The sequence below is a fragment of the Psychrobacter sp. AOP5-GZ1-6 genome (assembly GCF_052376345.1).
Classification (GTDB): domain Bacteria; phylum Pseudomonadota; class Gammaproteobacteria; order Pseudomonadales; family Moraxellaceae; genus Psychrobacter.
Window position 1 is genome coordinate 1 of the sequence record NZ_JBQSVP010000196.1, and the last position, 4,124, is coordinate 4,124.

General features: G+C 36.0%; 4 protein-coding genes and 1 pseudogene. All 5 read right to left on the reverse strand.

Features of this window, described 5'->3' with window-relative positions; genetic code table 11:
* Positions 1 to 739 (reverse strand): hypothetical protein (locus ACT3RN_RS14795; protein ID WP_444518769.1); only part of this gene is annotated, 739 nt, incomplete at its 3' end.
* A gap of 697 nt (positions 740 to 1,436) precedes the next feature.
* On the reverse strand, positions 1,437 to 2,033 hold the full coding sequence (locus ACT3RN_RS14800) for a hypothetical protein (protein ID WP_192520778.1): 597 nt from the start codon (positions 2,031 to 2,033) through the stop codon (positions 1,437 to 1,439).
* A gap of 12 nt (positions 2,034 to 2,045) precedes the next feature.
* Entirely contained in the window at positions 2,046 to 2,621 is a 576-nt protein-coding gene (locus ACT3RN_RS14805) for a hypothetical protein (protein ID WP_192520779.1), read from the reverse strand.
* A gap of 72 nt (positions 2,622 to 2,693) precedes the next feature.
* Entirely contained in the window at positions 2,694 to 3,692 is a 999-nt protein-coding gene (locus tag ACT3RN_RS14810) for a tetratricopeptide repeat protein (RefSeq protein WP_192520780.1), read from the reverse strand.
* A 5-nt stretch (positions 3,693 to 3,697) separates the two neighbouring features.
* A pseudogene (locus ACT3RN_RS14815) lies at positions 3,698 to 4,124 on the reverse strand (hypothetical protein); the annotation flags it as partial.

A 4,124-nucleotide genomic window follows, 5' to 3' on the forward strand; every position in this document is an offset into this window, starting at 1 on the left:
TGATCACGCCCATCTTGAGCATGGCAGCCACTTGACCATCATCGACGTTTAGCTGTGAATACGCTTGCTCATCTCTATGATCGCTGATCCACTCTGATAGGCCATTATCTGTATTACGATAGCCGCTCTCAACAGCTTGTTCATTGTCGGTGGCAAATAGGCTAGGGCGCGTACTGGACAATAAGCTACCAGTATTGATTAAGTGCTCACCATCACCGATAGACTGCATCAGGGTTTGATCATCAGATCTATGGGTAAAGTGACTGCCGTAGTTGGCCCCTGCTTGGGTCTCTGTCCGATTGATAGGTTGGGCAGGGCTGTCCAGCAGATAGCTCTTGGTCGGGGTCATGTGATTGCGACTGTCGGTATCGCTTTGATCATCTGTGATACCAGTCATTGGCGGTAGCACGCGTTTACTATATAAGCTACCCACCCACGGTGTGTCTGCGGTAATCAGACGCAGTTGGGTCAAGTGAATGCCTGCTTCTAATGTTGAGGCATGACGTTCATGGTAGCGACGACTGATGGTCAGACCTGTCACGTGTGCCAGACTATTGCGCGCCAAGTGTACGATATGGGTGGCACGGTAGTGCTGATTGAGATGGTTGTGATCGACCAATATAAAAGTATCGGCAACATTCAAATCAGTGGCATGGGCGAGTGCATGATAGACGCTGTAGTGTCCTTGATGATAGTTTGCGACGACAGTCGCTTCATCGATGCTCTCGGTATCGGTCACTGGGGCAAACGCAGCAGGGGTGTCGAGCGTAAGAGTTTGGCCACTTACCTGATTGTCCTCGTCAGCACTATTTCCATCAGTGTTGCTGTTTATAGCAACATCAGCGGATTGAGTGGGGTGTGATAAGGTTTGCTGTAGCCGTTCCTACTTTTCGCTACTATCTTGACTAATCACAAGAGCAGGCACTAGAGCTTGAGTCGTTTTTGCGCTACGATAAGATCTCTGTCTAAATGCCTGAAATCTTTTGATCATCCAAGGATCTCCATTGCAATTATGGCTAGTGGTGACATTAAAATCTTGCAAAGAGTGGTTGTAGTTGGAGTGGATTTATTGAACAGTATTCACCTGTATCATAGCTGTCATCCATATCTTTATCGCCAATTGCTTGATAGTTATCAGCCATATTTAAATAGGCTATTGTTCTGTTTGGATCAGAAATTATAATAGAGTCGTTTATTTGAGTTAGGATATTTATAAATGAGTACAAAAATAGCAATATATAAATAGAAAAGCCCTTGGATACATACGGGTACCGCTAAGTTGTAGTTTGAATTATTATCAAAGGCTGTTATAAAAGACATCCAAGCATAGTGGCTGCATGTTTGAAAATAAAAAATATATGATATGTTTGAATTTTCAACAAGCTTAAACCTTCTATTATAGGGAATTTTACATCATCAGAATATAAAAAGTAAATTTAGAAATCAAATGTATAGACCCATTGAGTAATGCTTTTGTCAGGCTTAATAGTCCAAACAATATTATTTGTATTACCATCAGTTCCATTGGAAGCAGTTAGATATATATTTCCTGATTTTTTGTCAAAGTATGCTACATGAGAGTTTATATTAATATTTTCGATGTTTTTTATTTTTTCTTGACTTAAGCAATTGAGTCTGTCGTTAATGCAAATGCTTGTGTAATTATTCTCATTGTATCTTATATAAATTTTATTTTTTTTGTTATATAAAACATGAAGGTTGCTCAAAGATTTATATTTGAATTTATTTTCTAAAACTAAGATTCTAGAGGTATGTATATATCCTAGACCTTTCTTAGTTTGAGAATAACAAAAATCATCCACTCTGCCACCCTCATTGTAACAATAAATGAGTGTACCATTATCTATCTTATCAATAATTTTAGATTTTAAATCAGGTAGTTTTCTCAGATTAACATGACCATCAGAGTCGTTGATAATACCATATCCACTAATATCATAATTATAGAAAGTATTAGAAGCTGCTGAAGCTGAAAATAGCAAGGTCAAGCCTATCAAATAAAGTTTTTTCATATGATTAATCCTTTATTCATTCGGGGTTGCACCAGATGGTGGAATATGATTATTTGGATTTCCATCAATATTTATCTTAGTTTTTATTGATTTTTGAGTCTTGAGTATTTCATTAATCTTGTCTCGAATACTGGTTAGCTCCTTTTTTGACCCGCTTAAACCGACACAACCCAAAGTTCCTTTATTATTACCGTCAGGATGTATACGTAGCAAAGATCTTTTGGTGCTAAACTGAGGGTCAATATTAAAGCTAAAACCGACTCCATTCTTGTTCATACCTTTACTGTAACTACCTGCTTCAGTTCTATCACGATACGTATGCGTAGTATATTCTCCATTAGGAGGCGCACCACTACCGAACCCTCCACTATTTGCAACAATAGACATTTCAAGCTTATTTCCCTTATAAATATATAAATTACCTATACCCAGTATTTCTGATACCATTTTCCCATCAATAACGATTAAATATTCTCCTAAGTTCCTTGTAATATTGACATTTGATAATGCAGCCATAAGAGGTACAGCTTTGATAATTGTTAATTCTTTATCAGATAAATTATCAAACTTATTACCGATTTCACTCATTAATTACCTCTTTTATTATTGATTCGCTGATAAATAGGATTCATGTATTATACTTATCAATAACACCATATCTCAACGCTGTAGTAGTACTCTCTTTGGAATGCTCTTATCTTTACCAAGGTTAGTCATTTTCTCATAATATTTTTTATAGTATTCATCCGCTTTAGTTTCATCGCCAATGGCTTGATAATTATCAGCGATATTCAAGTAAGCTACCGCTCTTTCAGGATGAGAGCTTATGACAGAGTCTAACAACTCTATAGCTTCATTGTGATAGCCATACTGTCCAAAGTAAAAAGCGAGGTTATTTGATAACTCTATATCGTCTTCATAGTAGTAAAGAGCGTCGATGTAATCTTCAGGCATACATCCGTCACCACTATCAGAATCGTTAGTTTGAATGAGTGATTCGACGATCGCCTGTTTGTTAGGGGTATCTTTGTCCATTAGTAGCTGATACTTATCTAACAAAATGTCAGGAATTACCTTTTCGCCTTTGTAGAAACCAGTCGAAAATAATTTTTGATTAATTTTTCCAAAATTGATTAACGATAATAGACTGTGTGTAGTTGGAGGCTCGATATTTTTAATAGAGTCTAGTTCGTGACCACAATAATTTAAATATAGCAACTGGTAAGTATTAATCAATATAAAATCATTTTTTCTCTTATCAAATAAGAATTCCAGCACATAATGATTTTGCTGACCATCTTGTCTTAATTTGATTTGTAATAAAGGATTTAGATTTAGAAATCGGTTATTAGTAAAATCACCTAACATGTAATTTAAATCACTTTGTTCTGATAAATAGTTTGTATTCTCAGAGCGAGTATTGACATCAAAATATCGTAATTCCTGATTATATGTTCTACTCGTTGGCAATTGAATTACTTTCATACCATCAGCCGTTTGGTATTTTACTACTGATGAACCGTCATCACTTTCTGTGACTGCTAGTTCGGGGAATGAAACATTGTAAGAAGCGGAAACTTGCTTATCATCAGCCTCATCTGAGGAGTAAGCACAGCCGCTAAGCAGCAAAAAACTTAAGAAAAAAGATTTATAATTCATAGTATTTAGTCTGCCATAATCGCATAAAATTTTGTAAAGTTATTCTTACGCTTCTGGCGGCTTGTTGTGTGATAATTTACATCATCAGTGATTGAATCAACTACTGCACCAGTTTTACCTTTATCTGCTTTTTGATTAAGTTTTTGCCACTCCCAAAAACCAAGCGCAGTTAAAATACCTTCACGTGTATTTAAAACGCTGTCTGGATTACTTACTATATTTAATCTCTCTTCAGGCATCTTATTATTTAATATTTCATTAACTTTTTTATAATTACCTTTCCAAGTTAATTGAATGAAACCTTTCCCCTTATATAGCAATCCTGTAAGATCTCCACCTTTTACTACATTGTCATAATCAAAATACCCATCATCAGTGTTACAAGCATAAACTCTTTTTGCAATTTCATTTTTTTGCGGAATCTGAGAGTAG